This is a genomic window from Calothrix sp. NIES-2098, from assembly GCF_963875125.1.
GTDB lineage: Bacteria > Cyanobacteriota > Cyanobacteriia > Cyanobacteriales > Nostocaceae > Aulosira.
This window is the reverse complement of sequence record NZ_CAWNKJ010000001.1, coordinates 2,446,320-2,472,830: the sequence shown is the minus strand read 5'-3', so window position 1 is coordinate 2,472,830 and position 26,511 is coordinate 2,446,320. Positions and strand designations below refer to the sequence as shown.

At 39.5% G+C, this 26,511-nt stretch carries 20 protein-coding genes; 14 read left to right on the top strand and 6 right to left on the bottom strand.

Features of this window, described 5'->3' with window-relative positions:
* The first annotated feature begins 89 nt into the window (after positions 1 to 89).
* The 6 genes from AACU33_RS10390 (at position 90) to AACU33_RS10365 (ending at position 7,281) form a co-directional block, all read left to right on the top strand.
* Positions 90 to 731 (top strand): Uma2 family endonuclease, encoded by a 642-nt coding sequence (locus AACU33_RS10390; protein WP_096588430.1) that lies wholly within the window; start codon positions 90 to 92, stop codon positions 729 to 731.
* A 162-nt stretch (positions 732 to 893) separates the two neighbouring features.
* Positions 894 to 2,570 carry a hypothetical protein gene (locus tag AACU33_RS10385; RefSeq protein WP_096588429.1) on the top strand — a complete coding sequence of 559 codons (1,677 nt, stop codon included), beginning with the start codon at positions 894 to 896 and terminating at the stop codon, positions 2,568 to 2,570.
* A gap of 238 nt (positions 2,571 to 2,808) precedes the next feature.
* The gene (locus tag AACU33_RS10380) at positions 2,809 to 5,943 is read left to right on the top strand and encodes an ATP-binding protein (protein WP_339375903.1); all 3,135 of its coding nucleotides are present in this window, start codon (positions 2,809 to 2,811) and stop codon (positions 5,941 to 5,943) included.
* A gap of 6 nt (positions 5,944 to 5,949) precedes the next feature.
* A complete protein-coding gene (locus AACU33_RS10375; protein ID WP_096588428.1) occupies positions 5,950 to 6,339 on the top strand; it encodes a hypothetical protein in 390 nt (129 codons plus the stop codon).
* 25 nt (positions 6,340 to 6,364) lie between these two features.
* On the top strand, positions 6,365 to 6,919 hold the full coding sequence (locus tag AACU33_RS10370; protein WP_096588427.1) for a hypothetical protein: 555 nt from the start codon (positions 6,365 to 6,367) through the stop codon (positions 6,917 to 6,919).
* 80 nt (positions 6,920 to 6,999) lie between these two features.
* Entirely contained in the window at positions 7,000 to 7,281 is a 282-nt protein-coding gene (locus AACU33_RS10365) for a hypothetical protein (RefSeq protein WP_096588426.1), read from the top strand.
* Between the two features lie 79 nt (positions 7,282 to 7,360).
* Here the strand turns inward: AACU33_RS10365 and AACU33_RS10360 are convergent, their stop codons facing one another.
* The 4 genes from AACU33_RS10360 to mrdA (AACU33_RS10345) form a co-directional block, all read right to left on the bottom strand.
* Positions 7,361 to 8,047, bottom strand: a complete 687-nt coding sequence (locus AACU33_RS10360; protein ID WP_096588425.1) for a PHP domain-containing protein — start codon at positions 8,045 to 8,047, stop codon at positions 7,361 to 7,363.
* A gap of 319 nt (positions 8,048 to 8,366) precedes the next feature.
* Positions 8,367 to 9,419, bottom strand: coding sequence for a phosphoribosylformylglycinamidine cyclo-ligase (gene purM, locus AACU33_RS10355; protein WP_096588424.1), 1,053 nt, complete (start codon positions 9,417 to 9,419; stop codon positions 8,367 to 8,369).
* A 120-nt stretch (positions 9,420 to 9,539) separates the two neighbouring features.
* Positions 9,540 to 11,360 carry a penicillin-binding protein 2 gene (gene mrdA / locus AACU33_RS10350; RefSeq protein ID WP_096588423.1) on the bottom strand — a complete coding sequence of 607 codons (1,821 nt, stop codon included), beginning with the start codon at positions 11,358 to 11,360 and terminating at the stop codon, positions 9,540 to 9,542.
* Between the two features lie 191 nt (positions 11,361 to 11,551).
* The gene (gene mrdA, locus AACU33_RS10345) at positions 11,552 to 13,396 is read right to left on the bottom strand and encodes a penicillin-binding protein 2 (protein WP_096588422.1); all 1,845 of its coding nucleotides are present in this window, start codon (positions 13,394 to 13,396) and stop codon (positions 11,552 to 11,554) included.
* A gap of 212 nt (positions 13,397 to 13,608) precedes the next feature.
* Between mrdA (AACU33_RS10345) and AACU33_RS10340 the strand changes: the two genes are divergently transcribed.
* The 6 genes from AACU33_RS10340 (at position 13,609) to AACU33_RS10315 (ending at position 20,270) form a co-directional block, all read left to right on the top strand.
* Positions 13,609 to 14,736 carry an ABC transporter ATP-binding protein gene (locus AACU33_RS10340; protein WP_096588421.1) on the top strand — a complete coding sequence of 376 codons (1,128 nt, stop codon included), beginning with the start codon at positions 13,609 to 13,611 and terminating at the stop codon, positions 14,734 to 14,736.
* 21 nt (positions 14,737 to 14,757) lie between these two features.
* Positions 14,758 to 15,054 carry a four helix bundle protein gene (locus tag AACU33_RS10335; RefSeq protein ID WP_339375902.1) on the top strand — a complete coding sequence of 99 codons (297 nt, stop codon included), beginning with the start codon at positions 14,758 to 14,760 and terminating at the stop codon, positions 15,052 to 15,054.
* A gap of 79 nt (positions 15,055 to 15,133) precedes the next feature.
* Entirely contained in the window at positions 15,134 to 16,219 is a 1,086-nt protein-coding gene (locus AACU33_RS10330) for an ABC transporter substrate-binding protein (protein WP_096588420.1), read from the top strand.
* Between the two features lie 36 nt (positions 16,220 to 16,255).
* Positions 16,256 to 17,173 (top strand): ABC transporter permease, encoded by a 918-nt coding sequence (locus AACU33_RS10325; protein ID WP_096588419.1) that lies wholly within the window; start codon positions 16,256 to 16,258, stop codon positions 17,171 to 17,173.
* A gap of 53 nt (positions 17,174 to 17,226) precedes the next feature.
* Positions 17,227 to 17,757, top strand: coding sequence for a DUF6174 domain-containing protein (locus AACU33_RS10320; RefSeq protein ID WP_339375901.1), 531 nt, complete (start codon positions 17,227 to 17,229; stop codon positions 17,755 to 17,757).
* 215 nt (positions 17,758 to 17,972) lie between these two features.
* Positions 17,973 to 20,270, top strand: a complete 2,298-nt coding sequence (locus AACU33_RS10315; RefSeq protein ID WP_096588417.1) for a site-2 protease family protein — start codon at positions 17,973 to 17,975, stop codon at positions 20,268 to 20,270.
* A 59-nt stretch (positions 20,271 to 20,329) separates the two neighbouring features.
* On the opposite strand, the gene AACU33_RS10310 is transcribed toward AACU33_RS10315, so the two are convergent.
* Positions 20,330 to 20,863: an HD domain-containing protein gene (locus tag AACU33_RS10310; RefSeq protein WP_096588416.1), complete on the bottom strand. Its 534-nt coding sequence runs from the start codon at positions 20,861 to 20,863 to the stop codon at positions 20,330 to 20,332.
* A gap of 138 nt (positions 20,864 to 21,001) precedes the next feature.
* On the opposite strand from AACU33_RS10310, the gene AACU33_RS10305 reads away from it, so the two are divergent.
* Entirely contained in the window at positions 21,002 to 21,595 is a 594-nt protein-coding gene (locus AACU33_RS10305; RefSeq protein WP_096588415.1) for an REP-associated tyrosine transposase, read from the top strand.
* A gap of 299 nt (positions 21,596 to 21,894) precedes the next feature.
* Positions 21,895 to 22,524, top strand: coding sequence for a recombination mediator RecR (gene recR, locus AACU33_RS10300; RefSeq protein WP_096588414.1), 630 nt, complete (start codon positions 21,895 to 21,897; stop codon positions 22,522 to 22,524).
* Between the two features lie 218 nt (positions 22,525 to 22,742).
* Here recR and AACU33_RS10295 read toward each other — a convergent pair whose 3' ends face one another.
* Positions 22,743 to 26,468 carry a CHAT domain-containing tetratricopeptide repeat protein gene (locus AACU33_RS10295; protein ID WP_339375900.1) on the bottom strand — a complete coding sequence of 1,242 codons (3,726 nt, stop codon included), beginning with the start codon at positions 26,466 to 26,468 and terminating at the stop codon, positions 22,743 to 22,745.
* Positions 26,469 to 26,511: the final 43 nt, after the last annotated feature.

Sequence of the window (26,511 nt, the reverse complement as noted above, 5' to 3'; positions counted from 1 at the left end):
ATTTAGCTTTACTTATGGTTGTCTAAATCCTATCGTTCGCAAGTCAAACAAAGCTACTATCAAGAGGTAAGAGCAAACTCAATTTATCTATGACTAACTTACAAACAAAAATACAAACTGATACTTGGGTAGCTGCTACTTGGGATGAATACATTCAATTAATTGAAAATCCTGCCTACGAAAAAGCTAAGGGCTACTACTACAATCGCAAAATGAGGATTGAAATGCCTCCAGTAAGTAGTGACCATGCTCGTGACCACACGATTGTTATTCTTGCCGCTAGTAACTACGCAGCTATTAAGGGTATTCCTATGAATGGCAATGATAACTGTACTTACCGTAAAACTGGCTTTAATGATGCACAGCCTGATGTTTCTTATTACATTGGTGAAAATGCCGATGTGATTCCTTGGGGAACTTCTATTATTAACCTTGACAACTATCCACCGCCAAATTTGGTTATTGAAGTTGCGAACACTTCGCTAGCAGATGATAAAGGTGAAAAACATCTGCTTTATGAAGAATTAGGAGTAGATGAATATTGGATTATCGATGTACAGAACGTCCAAGTAATTGCTTTTGCTGTTGCTAACGGTGGTAGTCGAAAAATTACTCAATCTCAAGTATTACCAGGATTACAAATCTCTCTTTTAGAAGAGGCTTTTCGTCGTAGTCGCCAAATGAATCAAAGTCAAGTGATTGCTTGGTTGTTATCGCAATTTCAGCAATAGATTATCAGAATATTAATTTTTGAAATGCGATCGCCTTCTCTCTCCTTGCTTCTGAAATAAGTCAAGGTGAGTGTTTACTTTTACCAAGTATAAACACTGAAGCTTTAATATTTTTTTGTATGTTATTTTGCATAGGCGTAGGGTATAAAATCTACCGCCGATATGAACTACACTAACCTCAAGACTGCTGGGGATATTTTGAACGCTTTCCGAGAATGCAAGAATGCAGGTGAGGAAATTGATTTATTTGAAGGGTTGGCGACTAGTGATAAACCACCTGTAGATGCGTTTGTAGAATTACTGAGAAGTATCAAATTAGAGTCGGTGCTGGCTTTGACTATTCAGGCTTTTGGCAAGATTACCAATGCTGAGGTAAAAGAACGCCTGAAACAAAGTGATGATTTATTGGTAATGCTGAGTGAACAAGCAAAGTCAGGTGCAAGTGATTTGATTCGTTGGTCTGCGGCTACCACTATTGAGAATATTAAGTTTGATTTTATTGCTGTTTCTCAACACTTGACTGAGGAACCTAAGAATATTGCTGAAAGGATAATGCAGTCTAAAATCAAGAGATTTGTTGATCAGAATCTTACGCAAAGTAATGATTACGAGGAGTATTTGCGTTTTTGGATTTATGGAAATTATAACAAGCTGAGAGAATTAACTTTACATTTAGATGGTGGTAGTATATTTCATGATTGGTCAACCAAATTACTAATTAAACTTAATAAGTATGAAGACATAAATAAATTTGATGTTTGTTGGAAAGTTATTGAATCTCTTGCTTTGAGGGGAATACAAGAAATTGTAAATTTACTGAAAAGGGCTGAAGCAATGGCAGAAAATGCTTCAGAATTAGATGAAAATGAAGTTTTTGAAAATATAGGAGACATACAATCTTTAACCCATTCAGTCAGCTTATACCCAGTAATTAAAAATTTACAACTTGAGATTAAGTTTCTTGGGTTACAAAGCAATAATTCTTTGATGAGATTTTTATGTGCTGATTCTCTTATTAAAAAAGATAATGATAGTTTTTTAGAAAAATTACGTGAAGACAACTTTATTCTTTACGTGGCTACAATTACATTTAGTAAATCATATAATTCGGTAAATTATCAATACAATACACTTTTAGATTTATCAAAAAATCTTAAATATCTTTCTGAAACTTTGAGTAGGAAAAAAGTCAAACAAGATTGTCGAGAGTGGTTAAGTAAGGTAGTACAAGAAATTCACAATCGAGAAGTAGAATTTCAAAACAGAAAAAACTTATCACTTAATTTAAAAAGTAAGTTAGAAAGCAATTTTGCCAAAATTAGAAATATTAATTTGGATACTTATGAAAAAGTAATATTACCATGTAAGGTTGCAGATTTTCCCCATGTAGACATACAAGATGAATATCAAATTATTTTAGACAAGTATGATAAATTATTGCGAGAAACTACTTCTAGTTTAAGGGAAACAGTAAGTAGTTTTTATGATATTTATAAACAAAATCAACTTGCTCCTATAATATTAAAAATTAGTCAATATGAAACAGAAAATGCGAAGATAAGTATTAGTTTAATCTACTGTATTGTAGCTGGATATATTATAATTTTTTTAGTCGCATTTCTTTTGTTACGTGGCGATATAGGAATGGCTATTTTAATTACATTAGCAACTTTTATTTTCCCCATTGGAATGTTTGTGGGAGCCGTAATTTTTCGTCTATTTTATCCCGATCCTAATTATATTGATAAAAAGATAGATGAAGCAAAAAAATACCAAATTAGAATTGCTGATATGATCGATAAACAAAAGAGAGAAATAATAGAAATCTTGCAAAAATAAATTATTTTATACCTACTCTAATTAGGTTAAATTACTGGTTGCGAAAATTAGTAATTAAAATGAATTTATTTGACATCAATTTACAATAATATATATAATCATTTAAATAAGATGAAGTGTGCATAATCATATATTTTGATAACTTTATCTAAATTAAAATTAGAATTTTTATCTTCATATAATAATTTTTTAAAAGTGAGTTTAGCATTATAAAAAATATTATTGTTAAATATATAAAATGATGTCATTATTCATATTTCAAATCCCCCAAATACCCGACCTCAAATCCCAAAAATATGTGTCACTTCATGGTCAAGGAGTTCGCCAAAAAGCCATCAGTAGCCAGAAGGATTTTCTACTCTTACTAAGTGACATCGGCAGAGTTTACAACCTGACCTTTTCCCTTCGTTACCGCTACGCACCAGGTTTACCCTTTGATAAACGATTAGGAATTTATCTGTTAGTTAGTCAATCACATACAAATACACTCACCAGTGATACACGCACTAGCGAAGATATTGAAAAAATTATTACTCAAGGATTTCTTAGCCAGTTTTATCAAATCAAACCATCAGAACAAGTTGCTCAACTGCAAAACCTGAACTGGGTAACACATATTGGCGAAGCAATAAAATATGAAGAAATAATTAGCACTCGCCCTAAAGATTCCTTAGAATCCCTCAAAAAAAAGGGATTGCAAAATTATTATGTGCCACTGCAATTAGAAGCAGATGAAACTAATGATATGTTGGTCGTATGTCAGGCGATTTCTCGCTTCAATAGTCCCCTGATGTTGGAAATCACCCTACAACCAGATACCACATCTCTGCAAGAAAAATCTAGTTGGATTAACGCCCTAGATCAAATGTTATCCCAACTCAGACAAGCTAGCAGTGGTTCTAGCTTAAGTCTTTCCAGAGAAGGAGACAGAAATGCTCAGTTAGTTTCTCGCATCTACGATAAATATCAGTCTTCTTATCTTACAGAAAGCCTCTATCGCTATAGCATCAAAGTTCTCGGCAAAGATGAACTAGCAGTTCGCAGTGTTTTAGGAACTTTAATGCTAAGTGGTACAAAAAAGAGTCGCTATCGCACCATTATTTTGACTGCCAATCATCCTACATTTACAGAAAGTCTCAATGCAACCCAGACGGGACAACTTTCCACAGCTACCCACTGGGAAGAATGGGACAAAGGACTGGGAGAAGCAGAATTTGGTGGAGATTCTATCACTGGTAAAGGCGGTGTGCGAGTTGCAGATTTAAAGCCATTGCACCGCTACGCTACTCTCAATGAAATCAGCGGTTTGTTTCGCATCGTTGTTCCCAATGATGCACCTGTACCAGGAATTAGTCAGGAAAATGACATCTCTAGCTTGGATAATAACAAGCAATGGATTGATTTTGGTGGCTACGAAATTACCCACGAAGAATACACAATTCAAATTGAACTAGAACAACTGAATAAACACACTTTTATTTGCGGGGTTCCTGGTAGCGGTAAGACGACAACAGCATTTAACTTACTAACTCAGTTGTGGAATCACGGAATCCCGTTTTTAGTTTTTGAACCTGCGAAAACTGAATACCGTTCACTTTTAGCTATTAATCCTGATATTAGTCGATTCACTCCAACAGAGGCAAAATTAATCTCGTCTTTAAAAACTCTCACTAAACAATTGCGGGTTTATACTTTAGGCAACGATTTGATTTCTCCCTTCCGGTTTAATCCCTTTGAAGTTTCCGATGAAGTGCAATTTTATGAACATATTTCTAATTTAGAAGCTTCATTTCGTAGTGCATTACCTCTTTCTTGCCCCTTACCAGCTTTACTTTCGGAAGCATTGGAAGAAATTTATTATGACCGAGGATGGACTGGAAGCGAACAAGGAACGCCAGAAAATTTGCAGATTCCCACAATGCGAGATTTGTACAACAAAATCGCTGCTTTGTTTGAAACTAAAGATTATGCTGGTGAAGTAAAATCTAACCTCAAAACTGCCCTAGAAGTTCGGATTGGCAGTTTGCTACGTCGAGGTGTAGGGGCAATGTTGAATACCCAAAAGAGTAGTCCAAAAATTTCTGATTTATTAAAATATCCGACAATTTTGGAATTGGACTATCTCAACCAAGAGCAAGCCAATTTGATGACGTTATTTTTATTAACTAAAATTCGTGAATATATCAAACGTCAGCGTATTGAAAAAGCTGGTCTTCCCGAACATATCATATTACTGGAAGAAGCACATAATTTAGTAGGAAAAAATCTTGGATCTTCATCAGCAGAAGAAGCAAATACCAAGCAAGAAGCAGCAAATTACGTGACGCGGATGTTAGCAGAAATGCGTGCATTAAGGGAAGGAATTATTATCTCCGACCAGTTACCCACAGCAGTAGCAGCAGAAGTTGTGAAGAATACCAATGTCAAAATTGCTCACAGATTAGTCTCTGCTGATGACCGCAAAGATATCGGACAAGCGATGCTTTTAGACCAATCTCAAATAGAAGAAATTGCCCGTCTTAAACCTGGTGAATCTTTCTTATATATGGAAGGGTGGTATCGTCCCCATCCTGTAAAAATTCCTTATGAAAACAGTGCTAAGGTGAAATTAAGGGTAGAAAGTTCGATCACCAATGAGCAAATTACCTCTTTAATTCAATCCTCAGATTGGTATCGTTATAGTCAAAAAATACTGCTCATTAGCGATGCCAATGAACATATCCGTATTTGTCATGATTACCAGCAAAGTTTGAAAAAATTACAAGATGCATTTAAAAAAGTTGATCAACAACAAGGAGAATTAGAAGTTAACCTGATACAACTCATCGAAGAAACATTTAATAATTTAGCGGGAGTGCTGAAATTTAGTTATGACAATAAAAATGGAGATAATTATGATGATATTTTTGAAAAAATTATATCTTTAGATTATTTAAATCAATTTAAAAAACTCACTGTTGCTCCTGAAAATGATTTGATAAATCTTGTGAAATTACAAATTAAAATAAGAAAAAATTTTAGCGGATTTGAACAAAAATTACAAGACATTGAAACTAACTATAATAATTTAGGTCGTAGTCAGTACGAGCAGCAATGGTCGCGTTGGCAAAGGGAATTAGAAAATTTGCGCTCTCGTGTAAAGCAGTTAGATAAAACTCTCAATTATGACGCTAATAGTAAGCTGTTGCTGCAATGGCAAGAAATAGAAGTTCAGTACAAAGCTATACAAAACCGAGATAGCCGATTAAAAGACAAGTTCAAGAGAATTAGAAAAGAAGCATCTCGTTATCGAGAGCAAATTGAACTAACTTTAGAGACAGTTCTAGAACTTGTGAAAAAAGCGAAAATCATTCATAACATACAAGAGATTTAAATAAATATGGATGTAATAGTTAAAAATTTATTAGAAACATGGCAGACAATTTCTCAAGAAATAATTCGGTTAAATGAGTCTGCGAACGACATGATTAAGTTGCAGAAAGATTTGGCAATATTCCCTTATCTACTAGATGAACTAATGGATGATCCTGATGAATCGCCATTGGCTATTATAGCCGCGATGAAACGCGATCAAGCTAAACTGGATGAGCAATTATTTAACTTAAATACTGCTATCGAGTCTGCGCATCTGTTATTTGCTGATTCTCCTGAATTGACAGAGTTAGAGAATCTCAAGCATAATACTGAAGTCATGAGACAGTTTTTAAATAAAATAGCTATATCTGAAATAGAAGAATCTTTAAAGAATTTAGCTGGTGGATTATTATGATAATATTCGTAAGCATCAATAAACTATGGCAGATACACAATTTGAAAATCGTGAACAGTTAGAACAAAAAGCTGAAAACCTCAGAGACCAAGCTGAAAAAATCGGTGGTGAACTGACTGAACATCAAGAAAATAAAGAAAATCTAATGGCGAAGCTAGAACGCCTCAAGCGTCGTAGCGGACTTTACACAGGTCAACAACAGAGATTAGAAGCCAAATTGCAGGAAGTAATCAATACTGAAAAAGAAGCAATAAAAGAAGGTCAAGAGCAACTTAAACCCATCCAGCACGAGATGAAACAACTTCATAAAACAGTAATAGAAGGTGTAGAGAGGATGGAGAAAAACCGTGATGATGTTCAGCAGTTACAGCAGGAACTTAAGGGAGACTCTAATCAAGTAACTTTAATTAAGGGGGATTTAAATCAAACTATCATTAACTTGAATATTGAAATACCTATTGCTAAAGAAATTGGTAATTTGCTCGGTAAAGGGTTAGAAATTATCGGTGACTTGATGCGTGGCGGTGATTCTAGTTTGCTCAAAAGTCTGTGGTCAACAATTAAGGGGATTTTTCGCTAGGGTCATGTTCATCGGGGTCTAGTTGTTACGGCTTAGAAACTAGACGCGGATGTGGCCTTATAGAAAAAATAGAAGCCTTCGTGACTATTATTGTCACTGCTCCAAGTTTAATTGGGGGATTGATACCATCTGCTCCTATTCCAATAGATGATATTAGTAACTCACAGCTATTATTATCACAAAAATATTTATATAAATCTAATGTAGAAATGTTAGGTTTCCAAAGTGCCGAAGACTTAGTTAGTAGTTCACATCAAACATCTCAAGAGGATGAAAAAAAACGCCGCGAAGAAGAGTTCGATAAGAGTGCGATCGCAGAAAACGAACAAACAGCTTCAGGCTCGCCTAATCCTGATTCTTAGCACTATTCCAGTCTCATCTAAATATAGTAAAATCCCCTGGCTAGTTAAACCAGGAGTTTCGAGTTGTGTAGACGCATGATTACAAACGCTGGAGTATGCTCAAACCGTGTGTATCAGTACCACAAGTATTGAAAAGCCGATATTCAGCAGCTAAATGTTGTATTTGTTCTGACTCTAAAGTACTAGGTTTCCAAGGGTTGGGGTTGTTGTAAGCGTAGAAGGTTTCTACACCATCGATTCCCTTTTCAGCAGCAGCGGGAATTAACTCTAAGTGCGATCGCCTGTAACGCGCCGGATGAGCGAGTACAGCTAATCCTCCAGCTTCATGAATTGCAGCAATTACATTATGTGCTTGATATTCTTTACCTGTAGTCGCTTTTCTTTGCAAATACGGTTTCATGCTCTTATGTTCTGGCTGGAAAGAGTAAGCCAAAATATGCACTTCAATATCCAAAAGATTGGCATTAATTTCCACGCCACTCCACAAGTGGGGAATCGCTGCTTCAGGATGATTCCACCTCCAGTCTTCTAACCAAGCTTTTGCCGCTTGATAACCACCAATAGTATGATGGTCGGTGATTGCCAGTCCTTGTAGTCCAATGGCGATCGCTTGTTCCATTAAGGTATGTGGTTGCAATCTGCCATCAGACTGGACAGTGTGCATATGAAAGTTAAATAATGTCGGGCAACTTTGGGCATCAATATTCTGGAATACTTGTTTTAAAATTTCCGTAGAAGCTGAAGTTCGAGCAAAATTTACAACCATAACCCCCTCTGAGATAAAAATTACATTGTTCTAAATAAACCAAAACACTACACATTTCCAGATAACAAACCACCAACACAGTAAACTAGTGCTGGTAGGTATTTTCTCGAATTCGACCGCAAATTTTTCAATATGTTAAGACTACGTTAGCAAATCTCAACGCTGACGGCGATGAGTATTTTCAATTGCAATAATCAGAATAGGTAACAAATACTGCCAAAATCCCGTTGCAGCCTAATAGAGATACTAAGCTTGATAGAGTGCTTCCCCATACCAAACTTCAATATTGTTTATTTACTTATAGTAATTGCTTCATTAATTACAGCAATCCTACTAGTGAATTAGAACCAGAAATTACTTCACCGATCGCAAAAGCTGCAATATCATGTGATTGAAAGTAGCTAATTGCTTGTTCTACTTGCTGGGGTGGAACCAATAGCACAAAGCCAATACCCATATTGAAGGTGTTGTACATTGCTTCTTTACTTACTCCTCCAGCTTCAGCCAACCACTGAAATACAGGCGGGATCGCCCAACTGTTGGGATCAATTTTAATTGCTTGACCTGTTCCTAAGCATCTGGGTAAATTTTCTGGTAAACCACCACCTGTTATATGTGCCATACCGTGAATTTCTAAACCTGCTTGACGTGCAGCTAACACAGGTTTGACGTAAATACGCGTAGGTTTTAGGAAGGTTTCGCCAATAGTTTCGCCACCTAATAATTCTGGGCGTAGGTGCGGAGCAACTTGCCGCCAGGCATCGCTCCAAGAAAATCCGCCATCGCTGACAATCTTTCGTACTAAACTTAAGCCATTACTGTGGATACCAGCACTCGCAAGCGCGATCGCTACATCTCCTATTTGTACTTGGGAACCATCTAACATTTGGCTTTTTTCGACAATTCCCACACAAAATCCAGCTAAGTCATACTCACCCACTTGGTAGAAACCAGGCATTTCTGCTGTTTCTCCTCCTAGCAAAGCACAACCAGCTTGTTTACATCCAGAAGCTATACCCGCAACCACCTCGGTTAATTGCTCTTTCTCTAGCTTACCTGTTGCCAAATAATCTAAGAAAAACAACGGTTCTGCTCCAGATGTCAACACATCATTGACACACATCGCTACCAAATCAATACCTACGGTGTCATGGCGGTTAAGAACTTGAGCAATTTTGAGCTTTGTACCTACGCCATCTGTCCCGGAAACTAATACCGGTTCCCGATAACCTCCTGGAAGCTGAAAGCACCCACCAAAGCCACCGAGTCCACCAATGACTTCCGGCCTAAAGGTGCTGTGAACCAAATTGCGAATTCGATCTACAAAGGCTCGACCAGCCTCAACATCAACCCCAGCATCGCGATAATCCATTCCTGACTGCTCTGTTATCAATTTGTTACAAACTCAGACCATCATCATACATCTTTATATGTGGTACAGATTTGGCTATGCACAATTTATCTAGGAATCTACTAAAAACCACTACAAATTTTAAGTTTTTGCTTTGGCTGCTTTTTGATACTTCCCTGGATACTTCCGTTGGAAATATTCCTCCATAATTTCTAAAATTATCGGGGCAGCAACGCTACCACCGCCGCCACCGGAATGTTCAGCAAAGGCTACTATCAATAACTCTGGCTTATCGGCTGGGGCATAAGCACCAAACCAAGCGTGATTTTGTTTTACCCCACGTTTCCAAGCTTCGGCTGTGCCACTCTTACCAGCTACAGGGGGAACTGTTGGTTGATTCAAAGCTTTACCCGTACCTTCAGCTACCACCTTCCGCAGTCCTTCTTGAAGCACTTTAATAGTTGTTGGCTTCATATCTAACGATGAACGCCAATTTTTTGCCTCTTCATTGTCTTTAAGTAAATGCGGCTGGACTCGATAACCACCATTAGCAGGTACGGCAAACATAATCGCGACTTGCAGGGGAGTGGTTTGTAAAGCACCTTGACCGATTGACATATTAATACTGTCGCCTACAGTCCAAGGCATCTTCCACACTTTCTGCTTCCAAGTCTCATCGGGAACTAGACCTTTTGTTTCTTCAGAAGCAAACTCAAAACCAGTTTTTTCCCCAAATCCATACTTACGCGTCCATTCAATTAAAGTCGGGCCGCCGACTGCCCTACCAATTTGATAAAAGAAGGTATCGCTACTCCACTGTAATGCCCCGACAAAACCTAAAGGCCCAAAGCCTGCATGGTTCCACTCCCCAAAGGTAGTACCGCCGATATTCAAGGAACCATAGGTTTGTAGCACTGTGTTGGGAGAAAATTTCCCTGATTCCAAACCAGCTGTTGTGGTGACAATTTTAAAGGTACTAGCTGGGGGAAAGGCGCTGAGGGCACGATTGACCAAGGGATGTTCTGCACCTTGTACGCTTTCCCAATCTTTTTGAGTGAGTTTCTGCTTCGAGAAAATATTGGGATCGAAGGTAGGGTGAGACACCATTGCTAAGACAGCACCGTTTTTGGGATCGATCGCCACGATCGCACCATTGCGATCGCCTAAAGCTTTTTCTGCTGTCTTTTGCATCTCCAAATCTATAGTCAAGTGTAAATCGTTACCTGCTTTTGCCTGTTTTTCTCCCAAAACCCGCAGCGGCCGACCAGCACCATCCACTTCTACCTGCTGACCGCCCCATTCGCCTCTGAGCGATTTTTCATAAGCCTTTTCCACCCCCATCTGACCGATGACGTCTCCTAAGCGATAGCCATCTTGCTTCTTATCTTTTAACTGTTCCGCCGTTAACTCACGAGTATAACCCAGTACATGGGCTACTGCTTTTCCGTGGGGATAATAACGCACCGCATCCAGATGAATTTCTACATCTGTTAGTTCGCTTTGATACTCCTTTAACGCGGTAATTTCGGCTTCATCGAGATCCCGCGCAATCCGGATCAGCGATGAAGAATTTCTACCTGCTTCTTCTAGCTTCTTTTCAATTTCTGCTTGAGGAATATCAAGAATTTTGGAGAGACGCGCCCCCACAACTGGCCAAGAAGGTTTGGTGTGAGCCATTGGCCATAAATATACAGAACGAGGATAGCGAGTACTTGCTAAAAGTTTGCCATTGCGGTCAAAAATATTACCCCTTTCTGGTTGTTTGGGTATCATTCTAATACGGTTAGATTCGGCTCGTTTGCGGTGATTTGAACCTTCCACAATTTGCAAGTATGCCAAACGCGCACCTATGGCACTTGTCATCAAGAGAGTAAATATAATCAGAAATATTGGCTGAAAGCTTCTGCCAACTGTACGTGTATTTTTCTGGTTGCCAAATGGACTTGGTTGCAATAATGCCATAAAAAAATAAGTACTACAAAATTAATATTATTTGTATACAATGATGCTGAGTTTATACCCGGCATTAATAATATTTCACTGGGAAAAGTATAAAGGATGAAGGGCTACCTATGCACTTCAGCCTTTATAGTCAAGAGTCTAGAATTGCATTAACAATAACCCTTGACTCTTGACTCTTGACTAATGACATATTAGTCTCCAGTGCTACCTCCACCATTTTGATTCTTACCTTCAGACTCAGATTTTTGATACTTGCCTGGATACTTATGCTGAAAATAAGCTTCCAGCACTTGTAAAGCCATTGGGCCGCAAACAGTACCACCATGATCCCCAGAGTTTTCACCAAACGCCACTACCACAATTTCTGGCTTATCGCTGGGTGCATAAGCACCAAACCAAGTATGATTTGGGCGACCAACACCAGCTTCAGCAGTACCACTTTTTCCTGAGGCTGGGGCAATTGTTGGCACATTCAAGCGTTTACCCGTACCATCGCTTACTACCTTCCGCAATCCTTCCCGCAGAACTTTGATAGTTGACGGCTTCATATTTAATGACACTCGCCAGCTTTTTGCTTCTTCATGGTCTTTGAGCAAATGCGGCTTGACTCGATAGCCACCATTAGCAGGTACAGAAAACATAATTGCCGATTGCAGAGGTGTCACCTGCAAAGCACCTTGACCAATTGACATATTGATGGTGTCACCTACAGTCCAAGGCATTTTCCAAGCTTTTTGCTTCCAATTCTCATCAGGAACTAGACCTTTTGATTCTTCATTGGCAAATTCAATTCCTGTTTTTTGACCAAACCCATATTTACGACTCCAGGCGATCAGATCTGGGCCGCCAACTTTTCTACCAACCTGATAAAAGAAGGTATCGCTACTCATAGCGAGTGCTCCCGCAAACCCCAAAGGGCCGAACCCAGCGTGGTTCCACTCACCAAAGGTGACTCCACCTACAGTCAAGGAGCCGAAGGTTTGTAATACTGTGTCTGGTGAAAATTTACCTGTTTCTAACCCAGCTGAGGCGGTAATAATTTTGAAGGTACTAGCTGGTGGAAAAGCACTTAAAGAGCGATTGACTAAGGGATGGTCTTTACCTTGTACGCTCTCCCAATCTTTCTGTGAAAGTTTTTGTTTAGAGAAAATATTCGGGTCAAATGTCGGGTGAGACGCCATTGCTAAAACAGCGCCGTTATTCGGGTCAATGGCGACAACTGCACCTTGATATTTACCCAAAGCTTGGTCTGCTGCTTTCTGCAAATTTAAATCTATAGTTAAGTGCAAATCGTTACCGGCTTTGGCCTGCTTTTCTCCCAAAACCCTGATCGGACGACCAGCACCATCTACTTCTACCTGCTGACCGCCCCACTCGCCTCTGAGTGTTTTCTCATAAGCTTTTTCTACCCCCATCTGGCCAATTACATCTCCGAGCCTGTAACCTTCTTCCTTTTTGTCTTTTAACTGTTCCGCAGTTAATTCTCTGGTATAGCCTAGTACATGAGCTAATGCTGCACCGTGGGGATAGTAGCGAACAGCTTCCGTGTTAATTTCCACTTCTGGGAGTTCGTTAGCATACTCTTTTAATGCTGTGATTTGCGCCTCACTGATATCGCGTGCAATGCGGATAAGTGAGGAAGAATTAGCACCAGCCTGTTTGAGCTTCTTTTCCATCTCATCTTGGGTAATGTTGAGGATTTTCTCTAGGCGCGGTGCGACTACTGACCATGAAGGCTTAGTGTGAGCCATTGGCCACAAATATACAGAATGAGGATAGCGAGTACTTGCTAAAAGTTTGCCATTGCGGTCAAAAATATTGCCTCGTTCTGGCTGTTTAGCAATCATGCGAATGCGGTTAGACTCTGCTCTTTGGCGCAGTTTTGGCCCTTCCACAATTTGCAAGTAAGCTAAACGAGCATCAATACCAGCCGTCATCACTAATGTAAATGCGATTAAAAATATTGATTGAAAACCACGACCAACTGTACGTGTATCTTTTTTGCTACCTGGTAGAGATGAGGGTAAGAAAGCCATAAAACAAGATGATGATGACGAAATTTAGTATTACTTGTATACACGATCCCATAAACGGCTACTCAGTATGAATCGTCAAAATAATTGCAAGAGTATCTTCCCAATCAATTGTTTTTGACGGATACAATGAACCAAAGTGCCATAGGTAGGCTGCTTAATAGACTACCTAAAAGGGCACAATCACGTAAGCTCATGGCATTTTACTGAGGATTATGGCTCAAACTGTGACGCAGAATCAGGGGGAGATGATGGCTTTGCAGCCGCTTGATGTTGAGCTGCGTAACGTGTTCAAGTTTTTTAACCAAGAACCAGCAGTCAACGGAGTAGACTTGGACGTTAGACAAGGAGAATTCTTTAGTATCCTAGGCCCTTCTGGTTGTGGCAAGACAACAATATTACGTTTAATTGCTGGGTTTGAACAAGCTGATGCTGGTAAGGTGTTGATTCAGGGTCAGCCCATGACTAATGTCCCGCCTTATCGCCGACCTGTCAATACGGTATTTCAAAGCTACGCACTATTTAATCACTTGAATGTGTGGGATAACATTGCCTTTGGGCTGCGGTTAAAAAAATTTCGCAAACCAGAAATCGATCGCCGAGTCAAAGAAGCTTTAAAACTGGTGAAAATGGAAAGTTTGCGATCGCGTTTTCCCAATCAACTTTCTGGGGGACAGCAGCAACGGGTAGCCTTAGCTAGGGCTTTAGTCAATCGTCCCTCTGTGGTCTTACTCGATGAACCCTTGGGAGCCTTAGATTTAAAGCTGCGTAAGGAAATGCAGGTCGAGTTAATCAATTTGCACAAAGAATTGGGATTGACCTTTATCATGGTGACTCACGACCAAGAAGAAGCGTTATCCTTAAGCGATCGCATTGCTGTGATTAATCAAGGCAAAATTGAGCAAGTTGGTACTCCCAGCCAAATTTACGAATTTCCCCGCACTGCTTTTGTTGCTGATTTTATTGGTGATACTAATTTATTTAGCGGTGAAATTGTTGCCGTAGAAGCCTCAACAGTTCAAATTGAGACGAAAACCGGACTGAAAATTATTGTTAATCGTAATGAAGAAACACCTACTGAAATATCGCAATCGGTAGTAGTCAGCGTTCGTCCAGAAAAAATTCAACTCTCACTGTATCCGCCTAATTTGCCAAATAACTGCTTTGAAGGGCGGCTTGTCAACATTATGTATTTAGGAACTCATGTTAATTATGTTGTGGAATTAATCAACGGTATTAGTATTAATGTTTTGCAACCTAACACCTTTGGTAGCTTACCAGACGCCAATACACCTATATATGCTTGGTGGGCAGGAAGTGATTGTTTGGCTATTAGTCAATAATCAGGAGTCAAGAGTCATGAGATGACTAGTAAATATTTTCAAGAATTACGGGTTTATGAATTGGCAGAGAAATTAGCTGATCAAATTTGGATAGTAATTGATGAATGGGATTTATTTGCCAAAAATACAATGCGTACACAGATAGTACGTTCAGCAGATAGTATTGGGGCAAACATAGCAGCAGGAGTTGGGAGGGGTAGTTACCAAGACAATCGACGATTTGTAAGAATGGTAAGAGGTTCTTTAAACGAAACTCAACATTGGCTAAGGCGAGCATATAGTCGTAACCTCTTAACAGGTGAACAGATAAGAACTTAGACCACAACTAAATTCCTATCTCAAATCTATAGGCAATATTACAGAAAAATAATGGCTCTTGACTTTTGACTTTTAACCAATGACTAAAAGAAGAAAATTTTTACAAGGAATAACAGCACTTTCTAGCTTATCTTTGGCTGGGTGTGGTTGGCGGCTAGCTGATGTTAGAGCTAATGCTAAAACTTCTGGTCAACGCGATCAACTATATATATATACTTGGACACAATATACTGATAATCAATTATTAAAAACTTTTAGTACTCAAACTGGGATGAAAATCCTAGCAGATGTCTATGATTCTAATGATGTTATGCTAGCTAAATTGCAAGCTGGCGGTGGTAGTAATTACAGCATTATCTATCCATCTGACTATATGGTACAGAAGATGGTAGAAAAAGATTTATTAATAGAAATCAATCACGATCGCTTAATCGGATTGGAGAATTTATTTCCCCGGTTTCAGAATCCTACCTATGACATCAAAAACCGCTACAGTATACCCTTTAATTGGGGAACAACAGGTATAGTTTATAATTCCGAAATTCTTCAAGATGCGCCAGAAGATTGGGATTATCTTTGGCAAAATCAAGAGAAACTAAAAAAACGCATGACTTTGCTCAATGATGTCCGTGAGGTTATGGGTGCAGTGTTGAGGATGCTCGGTTACTCATATAATTCGCAAGACGAAACTCAAATTAAACAAGCTTATGAAAAGTTGAAAGAACTTAAACCCGGAATTACTGCTTTTGACACTGAAGCTTGGCAAAATCAAATTCTGGCAGGGGATTTAGTATTAGCAATGTGTTATTCAGCAGATGCAATCCGAGTTAGTAAAGAAAACCCTAAATTGAAATATGTAATCCCTCGGAGTGGTTCTTCATTATGGACTGATACAATTGTAATTCCTAAAACTGCCCCAAATGTTGATGGTAGCTATGCTTGGATTAACTTTATTTTACAGCCAGAAGTAGCTGCCCAAATTAGCCAACGTCTAAATATTGCTACTCCCAATCTTTCTGGATTTGAGCAGTTACCAATCCGCTTACAACAAAATACTAGTTTGTTTCCTCCTGATTCAATTCTAGAAAAATGCGAACGTATTAGTCCTTTAGGAAAATTTGACGAGGTTTATGACCGCTATTGGACTCAATTAACTAGCAGTTAAGAATTAAATTATTTTAAAGTTATTATAAATAAAACTATGAACCAGCAAACTTCTGAAACTCAATTCAATTCAGAAAGTGACATTGCAAAAATCCAAAAATTGCACTCTTCAAATTTCAGTTGGTTACAACCTTTGATATTACTAGCACCTGCTGGTATTTGGTTATTACTTTTATTGGTACTGCCAACATTGATAATTTTCGAGTTGAGTTTAGTACCAGATATTCGACCAGGAGATTTAGTCAATCCCAGTGGATTACAAAATTATCTGCGGATATTCGATCCGCTTTATCTTCAGGTAATATTGCGTTCGATTAGTTTGGCAAGTGTCACTACAATCATTTGTTTAATTTTGAGCTTTCCTGTTGCCTATTGGATTGCTCTAATAGCACCAAAACGTTGGCGAAATTTATTATTATTAGGCTTTATTTTACCTTTGTGGACTTCTTCGTTACTTCGCTCCTATGCTTGGATTACGATTCTCCGTCCTACTGGGTTATTAAATACTTTATTAAAAGGTTTACATTTACAACCTCTAGAGTTACTAAATCGGACGCCATCTGTATTGATTGCTATGAGTTATAGCTTACTTCCTTACATGGTTTTAATTTTATATGCTTCTCTAGAAAAGTTAGATACGCGTTTATTAGAAGCAGCCGCCGATTTAGGCGCAAATCCTAGACAAGCTTTTTGGAAAGTTACAGTACCGCAAATATTACCAGGACTTACTGCTGGTTCAATACTAGTATTTATTACAGGTTTAGGAGATTTTATTAATCCAGAATTACTCGGTGGTGCTTCTAGTATGACAGCAGCACGGTTAGTTTATAACCAGTTTCTTGGTGCTACTCAAAATTGGGGGTTTGGTTCAGCTTTGAGTATGACATTAATTTTACTTGTGAGTATTGCGATCGCACTGGTAATTAAGTTTGGTGAGGCTACACCCAAGCGTTAATTTCATCGTAAGCATTAATACTGTTTTGATAGTCAGCAGGAACTTTAATTACTTTGTCAAATTCTTATGACTTAATTATTTCATTGAGTTATATGCGCTTACCTATCTTTATTAGTGCCGGATTATTGCTGACTCTTAGTTTAAATGCACCCGTAGTATCTCAAACTCCAATCCCAGCACCACAAACAAGACCGATCGCTAATTCACAGTTAAACCAATTAAATATTAATCGTCAGCTATGGAAAAAGCAAAATATCCGCAACTATCGCTATAAATTTAGCCGGAGTTGCTTCTGCGCACCCAAAGCTAGCGGCCCGGTAGTTGTCAAAGTCCGTCAAGGGCGAACTACTTCTATGACTGACGCTGCGGGTAAACCTATCGAGCGAGAATTATTCCAACAATACGATACGATTCCTAAGCTTTTCAATGTAATTGAAGATGCGATCGCCAAAAAAGCATCTAGCCTGACTGTGCAATACGATCCTAAATTCGGTTATCCAACCCAAATTAACATCGATTACAACAGTCAGATGGCTGATGAAGAACTATATCTCACAATTGAGGGCTTACAGAAGATTAGATAATACCAATTTAAAAAGGCTTTCAGCAATAGACTGAATTTATTACACAATTACGCTGATTCAGCCTCAGTAATTACCACAAGTATAGTTGCTAGTTTTTAATTTTTAAATGGTTATGGTGTAGTAGCTATAACCATTTTTGTTTTTATATTGCTAAAAAACAAAATATTTATTTAGTCTCAGGGAACACTAAGCATAGTTAAGGTTTTGTCGTTACTATGCAATACCTGCTTTATCCGATCGCCATCTACGTTTTCCTGCTTTTTATCCGCTATTTCATTACCTTTTTACAACTTTGCAAGTCTCAATTTCAATATCCAAAATACCAAGTTACACAGGCTGAGACAGTTCCTAGCTACCTGAGAGATTTGTTTCAATCTCCAATTCAAGAACTAGAACAATTAGGCTTTCAACCATTGAGCTATTTGGCATATCAACCAATGGTAAAAGTCTATCAGTCAACAAGTTGGGAAATTCTCTTATATAACAAAGCGTTTAAAAGCTATGCCTCAGTAGCTGTACGTCGTTTAGTTGAGCCTGTCAATTTATATGATATAGAGTATTATACGTTCTTTAAAGAACAAACATTGTTATTAACTGTTAACGGCAAGGCACATGGATTAATCGGTGAAATTCCTAACACAATTGTTCAGGATGTTTATACAGATCTAGTATCAGTGCAATGGCAAACTCACCAAGAGAGACTGAATCAATTAACTGCGAGTAAAACTCCTCTAGGTTTACTACCAGAAGCTTTTGCTAAGGCGCTACAGATATACATGGGTAACTATGTAAATTACCTAGTCAAAACAAAGTATATATCGCCAATTAAAGGAACAGAATTATTCCAGCTAAATTGGCTCCCAGCCCTGAAAATAGTTAACTCAATTATCCGCAGTGGTAATAAAGTAGCAAATATCATCAAACAGCGCAAACAAAAAGCCAAAACTGATGCCAGTCTTTCTAAAGAAATCCCTATCGAACTAGAAGTCGAGGGATTTCAACAAATGCAATATTTACAACAAGGTCTAGTAGGAAAAAAATTTCGTACTTGGCTTTTGTTGGGGAGTTTAGCACTATTTATTGCTAGCTATACTCACTATCTCAATGCTCAAAGTGTAGGGATTTTTATATGCGTACTCCTATTTCATGAAGGTGGACACCTATTGGCGATGAAATTGTTTGGCTATCGCGATACTTCTGTTTTATTTATACCTTTCTTGGGTGCTTTAGCAACCGCCCGCAAAGATGATGCAACACTTACGCAAAAGTTTTGGATATCTTTAGCAGGCCCGTTACCAGGGTTAATTTTGGGGATTGGGTTAGCAATTCTTGCCCCTGCTAATAGCGGCTATCCTGGTTGGGTGCGAGAAGCAAGTTGGACGCTAATCTTTTTGAATTTATTTAATTTGTTGCCAGTATATCCTTTAGATGGCGGGCAAATTGCCGATTTACTACTGTTTTCTCGCTTCCCTTACATTGGCGTTTTATTCAAAGTAATTGGCGTTATTATCTTAGGGTCTCTAGGTAAAGATAGACCAGAAATGCTGTTATTTGTATTTTTGGTAGCTTTGAGCATTCCTTACAGTTTTCGTAGTGCAAAAATTAATACAAAATTACATAAAGAACTACAGCAAAACCCACCCAGAAATGCAGACAATCTTTTACACGCCATATTCAAATATTTGCAGAAATTTGGCTATGGAAACTTGCCTTTTAATACTAAATATACTTTAGTGAAGGAGTTAATTCAAAAGCATCACGAATCAAGTGGTAAGCGAACAACGAGAGTGTTTCTGGTTATCGTTTACTGTATGAGTTTGTTCGGCGGAATAGCTGGTAGTTTCCAAGCAATTTTGCCCAATTGGGTCAGCGTTTTACCTTATTACTTTGAAAATTCGCAACAAAGACGCGAACGTTATATCAAAAATAGAGAAAAAGCAGTTGAGGAAGCGACTGCTGTGATACGTTCTAATCCCAACGATGTTAATGCTTATATCAAGCGATCGCGGGCTTATCTAGCGTTAAGCGATCGCCAAGGGGCGCTAGCAGATTATGACCAAGTGATACGCTTACAACCCCATAATATTGAATATCGCTTAACTCGTGCAAATTTGCGTCGCTGGTTAAAGAATTATCAAGGCGCTATTCAAGATTACAATGAAGTCCTACGCCTTCAGCCTAAAAAAGCTTATGTCTACCAGCTAAGGGCGCAAGTGCGCGATGAGATGCAAGACTACAAGGGTGCGATCGCAGATTACAACGAAATGATTAAATCGAATGCTCAAGATACCTGGGCTTACATCTCTCGCGGATATGCACGTCAAAAGCTACAAGACTACAAAGGCGCGATCGCTGATGCTGACTATGTAATTAAGCTAAATCCGAAAAACCCTGAGGCTTATGTTTTGCGCAGTCAAGTCCGCCATCGCATGGGAGATACTCAAGGAGCGATCGCAGATAAGCAAACAGCCCATAATCTCTATAAAACCATGTATGAGGAAGATCCAACCTGATACAATTCTGAATTTTTGGCGTTGCTGAGTAATTATGCAACGCCCACAATATTACAAGCTTAACTGCGCGACAATCTCAAATCACCCTCAGAAGCAATTGCTTCAAAGCAAGAATCCATTTCCACAAATAGTTCCCAATAATCTCGCTTGCACAATGCACTTAACCTCTCAATTACCATAGTTTCTAATTGAGAAATGCGCTTACCCTTCCAAAGTGTGTCAGCCAGAGCAACAAGTAATTCTTCAAGAGAGCATTCCATCGATTCCCATTGACCGTGAGAACGACAGCAGCGCGCAAGACTTGGCTCAACTCCATGCGCAATCAAAAGCTGTTCGCCCGCGAGTTCGTGATTATTTCCTTTTGCAGTCAGTTCTTCTGGATGGAGAATTTTACCCGCATCGTGAAAAGCCACACCTAAGCGAACAAAACCTGCATTAAAAGAAACGGGTAGTTGATGAAGTTTTGCAATCAACAATTCAGCCGCTTCACCAACCAATTTCACATGGCGAATTAGCTTTGAAGATGCTCCTAGTTGTTGGAGAAATTTATGAGCATCATGCACTGTTGAGAAATTTCTAATTTGGCTACTCATTTAGCCTCAAATACTTAAATTAAGGAAATTGTAGACTACGATTGTCTCTTAAATTATATAAATTTCCTGACATAGATGAGGTTCGTAGTTGCGCTTTAGCGCTAAATCATCCAACAATAAAAAAGCCAAAAAACATTTATGTACCAATATCGGCAGCTAACCCAAGAACAAAAAATAGCTCTTGTACAAGAAAGATTAGCTAAAGGTTATCCCCCTCATTCGCCACCACATCCAATAGAAAATAGCCAATTTTATTTGATTACTGCAACTTGTTACGAACACAAACATCGAATAAACAGTAAAGAACGTCGTCAGCAATTATTAAATCAATTATTTGAGAAATTCACCTATCAAGACATAGAAATACTTGCTTGGGCAGTACTAACAAATCACTATCATTTATTGCTTGAAAATATAAATTTCAAATTATTAAGTAAAATTCTGCGTTCAATTCATGGTTCAATTGCCAGACAATGGAATCTTGAAGATAACTTAACTGGTAAACTTTGGTGTTCTTATAGCGACAGAGCAATTCGTTCAAAGCGACATTACTATACAACTTTAAATTATATTCATTACAATCCTGTTAAACATAGTTGTGCAAAATCTCCTTATGATTGGGATGAATCTAGCGTTCATTGGTATTTAGAAAATTATGGGAGAGATTGGTTACGCAGTTGTTGGATTGAATATCCTTTAAGAGATTACGGTAAAGAATGGGATGATTTATAGTAATCCATCCCCTCGTTCATAGTTAGGCTTGTAGTAGCGCTTTAGCGCCTTCACCGTCATGTTGCTTCATTATCCCACCTCATTTGTCCACAACTTGTAGTTAAAATCAACCGTTAAAGAGCGATCGCAATTTTGGGAAAGTCTCAAACACTAATACTGTTGTTAGTTATTTCAAAACTCACATTGAAATCGGCTGACGTATAGTTTTGGGATTAAGCGGCGCTAAAGCGCAACTACGAACCAAATTTTTCGAGGCGTAATTTCAGACTTCAGCCCCAAAATGTTGTAAGAATGTCATCATAGTTAAGGTAAAACATTCGGGAGATAAGGCCACGGTTTACGCACGTCCTTTAGCACGGTTAATTGAGCAATTGCAACGCCTACCGGGAGTTGGGCCGAAGTCAGCCCAGCGATTGGCTTTGCATATTTTGAAGCGACCAGAAACAGAAGTAGAGGCTTTGGCACAAGCTCTGATTGATGCTAAAAAACAGGTGGGCTTGTGTTCTGTCTGCTTTCATTTATCTGCGGAACCAGTTTGTGAAATCTGCCGCAATCCTAGCCGCGATATCAATACTATATGTGTGGTGGCAGATTCGCGGGATGTGATTGCGCTGGAAAAAACCCGCGAGTTCAAAGGTAAGTATCATGTTTTGGGTGGGGTGATTTCGCCAATGGATGGTATTGGCCCGGAACAGTTGACTGTTCAAGCTTTAGTGCGGCGGGTGAGTCAACAAAAACCCCAGGAAGTAATTTTGGCAATTAGTCCCAGTGTCGAGGGGGAAACGACGACATTATATATTGGTCAGCTATTGAAACCATTTACCAAGGTGACGCGGATTGCTTTTGGTTTACCTGTGGGTGGAGATTTGGAATACGCTGACGAGGTGACATTAGCTAGGGCTTTGGAAGGGCGGCGAGAGTTGGATTAGGGGAAGGGACACAGAGGACAAGGGAGACAAGGAGGATTGAAGTTTTCGATTTTTTACTTGATGCAATTGAATTGCAGGGCGATGCATTAATATAACAAGGCGATGTTATGGCATAACGGGGCGATGCATTAATATAACAAGCCGACGTTATGCTATAACAGGGCGATGTTTTAATATAGCAAGGCAATGCGATCGCATATAATGTTCCCGCGTCTTCCCTAGCGCCATTCGCCCTGCAACGTAAAAGCCGCCCATTCATAAGGGCTGCGCCCCTCTTGCCATAACTTGCTTTGGGCTGCACGCAAAGCTTGGGCTGGAGTTTTACCTTGCTGCAACATTTGTTTGTAAAATTCCTGCATCAATACTGATGTACCTTCGTCGCTAACTTGCCACAGTGACACCACAACCCTCGCTGCGCCTGCATACATTAACCCGCGTGTCAATCCTACTAATCCTTCACCGTTGACGTTTTTACCCAGTCCAGTTTCGCAAGCACTCAAGACAATTAACTCGGCTGGATAATCTTGGTTAAACAAATCTTCCAAGCGCAAGTAGCCACTAATGGGATTTCCTTGTTTATCAACTAATGACAGTACAATCCCTGATAGCTCTGGTTGGTCAGAGTTAACAAAACCGTGAGTAGCAAAATGTAAGATGCGAAATTGACTTAAGGCGCTGCTGGTTGCGGTATTGTAATTAGCATCAAAATTTAAAGCTTCTAAGTTGCTGGCTGCTGGTATCAGTTTTAAAATTTCTTTGGCTTCTGTTGCAGTATTTTTTAACCTATCCCAACCATTGCGTTTTAGGCTCCTGGCAGAACGCTCCAGTGCAGAACGTTCGAGTTCAAGGTTAGAACCAAGTGAGGATTTTTCGGGTTTAGCTGTCACTCGCTCATCAGTAGCACTATATACTGGATCGGCGAGGATAGCTAAAGCTTTCGGTGCTGGTTGGCGCTTGGCGAGTTGTTGGCGTTGCAAGGCAATAGTTGAGGCTGAGGGTAAATTCACAATTTCATGATTTACCATTAATGGTTGGTATTTATTTGCACTTACGTCAGCCAACGCTGCAAAAGGAATGGTTTGCAATGCACCATCAGCAACAATTACTAAACGCTTTTGGGCTAGTTTATCGGCAACAGGTGCAAGGATGAGTTGAGTAAGTTTTTTTGCCCGAGAAATGGATAAATCGCTAGTTATTCCTGCTTGTAAACTTGAATGAAATTTTGTGGCAACTTCTTCTATCTCTTTGCGTGGCGGGAGTGGGTAAGCTTGCATTGATGTGGGAGTGACAGCCCACAAATAACTATGTTCATCTCCCAAGGAATACTGCAACAGTAAAGTGTCTTTATCGAGTTGTTGCTGAATTTGGGGTAATTTGAGAATGTCTTTTTCGGGGTCTGGATTGGTCAATTTTGCATATGCTGGACTGGTAGTACGAATTTTTGCTTGTATTTCTTGGTATTGTGCCAGGAGATTTGTAATTTCTGTAGTGAGTTTTTGAATAGATTCTTGAGTTTTTGGAGCGTTATTACTTGCTGATGTTTGTAAATCGCGCCGCAGTGTATCTTTAGCATCAATTTGCTGTTGTAAATTACGTTCTTGTGCTACTAGTTCCGGGTTTGCGCCTTTAAGAATTTTGGCATGAGCTTCGTTTAACAACTCGATGAGACTGCGAGCGCGGGAGCGTTCGCTGTAGTGCAGAGCTAATGCATCGTATCCAAGGGATGGGTCTTTTTTGTGCAGTTCCATCAGCAAGTCGATGTAGAATTTGTAAAGATTCTGCTTGGTAGCGAAGTAAGAACTCCGCAGTTCTTTGCTGTCAATTTTGGTGCGTAATTCTTCGATAATTTTGATAGCTGCTTCTACATTGGTGCGAGCTGCTTGTAAGTTACCACGACTGCGTTCTAAGTAAGCGATATTATCAAGAGTACTAGTTTCCCCACTCCTGTCACCCACCGCGCGAGACAACGGGAGAGCAGAGTTGTAATATTCCAAAGCTTTCTGCTTTTTCCCTAAACCGTCATAAAGATAGCCGATATTATTCAACGTAATAGCTTCGCCACGTCTATCGCCCACAGCACGCCGCAGTGTGAGCGCACTGTTGTAATATTCTAAAGCTTTCTGCTTTTTCCCTAAAGTGTCGTAAACATAACCGATACCAGTCAATGTAGTAGCTTCGCCACGTCTATCGCCCACTGCGCGCTGCAATGGGAGTGCAGAGTTGTAATATTCCAAAGCTTTCTGCTTTTCCCCTAAAGTGTCATAAACTCCCCCGATGTTATTTAGGGTAATAGCTTCGCCACGTCTATCGCCCACTGCACGCCTTAGTGGGAGTGCAGAGTTGTAATATTCCAAAGCTTTCTGTTTTTCCCCTAAATCTGAGTAAACTAGCCCAATATTACTCAACGTAGAAGCTTCGCCACGTCTATCGCCCACTGCACGTCGCAGTAAAAGTGCACTTTTGTAACATTCCAAAGCCTTCTGCTTTTCTCCTAAATTGTTGTAAACTGCACCGATATTATTTAAAGTGGCAGCTTCCCCAAGTTTGTCACCTACTGTCCGCAGTAGTGAGAGTGCACTGTTGTTGTATTCTAAAGCTTTTTGCTTTTCCCCTAAATCTGCATAAACTATCCCGATATTAGCTAAGGTAACAGCTTCGCCACCCTTGTCGCTCACCGCACGCTGGATTGGGAGAGCAGAGTTAAAATATTCTAAAGCTTTTTGCTTTTCCCCTAAATCGTTGTAAACTAGCCCAATATTAGTTAAGACATTAGCTTCGCCACCCTTGTCGCTCACTGCACGCTGGATTGGGAGAGCAGAGTTGAAATATTCCAAAGCTTTTTGCTTTTCCCCTAAATCTGAGTAAACTAAGCCGATATAAGTTAACGTATTAGCCTCCCCACGTCTGTCACCGACTGCACGCCGCAGTGAAAGTGTATTGTTGAAATATTCCAAAGCTTTTTGCTTTTCCCCTAAATCGGAGTAAACTGCACCGATATTATTGAGAGTAAGAGCTTCTCTACGCCTGTCGCCCACCGCACGATACATTGGAAGAGCACTGTTGAAATATTCCAAAGCTTTTTGCTTTTCTCCTAAATTTGAGTAAATTTGCCCGATATTAGTTAAGGTATCAGCTTCCCCTTCCTTGTCACCAAATGTACGCACCAGTGGAAGAGCACTGTTGTAATATTCCAAAGCTTTTTGTTTTTCCCCTAAATCGTTGTAAACTCCACCGATATAAGTTAAGGTACTAGCTTCCCCTCTCTTGTCGCCCATCGCACGCCGCAGTGAGAGTGCATTGTTGTAATATTCCAAAGCTTTTTGCTTTTCCCCTAAATCGTCGTAAACTCCTGCGATATTAGTTAAGGTATTAGCTTCCCCTCTCTTATTGCCGATCGCACGCCGCAGTGAGAGTGCATTGTTGTAATATTCCAAAGCTTTTTGCTCTTCCCCCGAATTGTCGTAAAGTGCGCCGATATTATTGAGAGTAAGAGCTTCGCCATCCTTGTCACCCGCCGCACGCCGTAGTGGGAGTGCATTGTTGAAATATTCTAAAGCTTTTTGCTTTTCCCCTAAATCTAAGTAGACCCCGCCGATATTGGTTAAAGAATTAGCTTCGCCACCCTTGTCGCCCACCGCACGCCGCAGTGTGAGCGCACTGTTGTAATATTCCAAAGCTTTTTGCTTGTCCCCTGAGTCGTCGTAAACTGCACCGATATTATTCAACGTAGTAGCTTGCCATTTTTGATCCCCTGCTTTTTGCCACAAAATTAACGCTTGTTGCCATTTTTCTAGCGCCTGCTTCAGTGATTCTGCTGTACCTTGTTGATAGAGCGCCATCCCTTCTTCATAGGCTTTTGCTGCTGGACTGTGAGTTGCATCTTGCTGGTTTGTAGTTGACTGCTGTGCAACTTGCGTCTGTTTGGCTGTAGTTTTTGCTCTCACTGAGTCGGATAATAGAACCACACTCAGCAAGCAGATTAAACTG